Source organism: Pseudomonas sp. IT-93MI4, from assembly GCF_949767635.1.
GTDB lineage: Bacteria > Pseudomonadota > Gammaproteobacteria > Pseudomonadales > Pseudomonadaceae > Aquipseudomonas > Aquipseudomonas putida_A.
The window spans coordinates 1-529 of the sequence record NZ_CATKPP010000034.1 but is presented as its reverse complement, the minus strand read 5'-3'; the positions used below and the strand labels follow the sequence as shown (position 1 = coordinate 529).

Genomic DNA, 529 nt, shown 5'->3' with positions numbered 1-529 from the left:
GGGTGCGTCCAGCTCGAATTTCGGTTCACCCACATTGAGCAATTTCGTGTGCAGCGATTCCCGTCTGAGGATCTCGTCGCCCTCGGCTATCAGCAGGTCGTACCACCCCTTCAGGGTTCCGCCGTCAAGCAGCTTGAGGTTGTAGTCATCGACGGTGATGACAAAACCTTCGGGATTCTCGACTTCATCCTCCTCCGGAATGTGCCACTTCAACTCAGGCAGGAAGGTGCTGCCGTCCGGACTTTTACCCAACAGGAACAGCTCAATGCCCATGCCGTACTCGATGGCCGGATCGAACGGAATGCGGACGTTGATTTGCGTTTCGGTGGGATCGATGAAGTCACCCTCGGCTTCTTCGATGATCGGTGCGGCCACGCGGTGGGCTGCGCCGGTGACTTGTACAAACTGCCTTTTTGAGCGTAACGGGTCACTGCTGCCGCTGCGTTCCAGCCGATAGAAGAAACTGACCTGGGTATTGACCAGTTTGCGCACGGCCGCAATGGACAGCTTGAACTCGTAGTTATGCGGG

The 529-nt window shown here is 56.7% G+C and carries 1 pseudogene; it reads right to left on the bottom strand.

The annotated features are described in order from the left end of the window. A pseudogene (locus tag ACM6I7_RS16865) lies at positions 1-529 on the bottom strand (hypothetical protein); the annotation flags it as partial.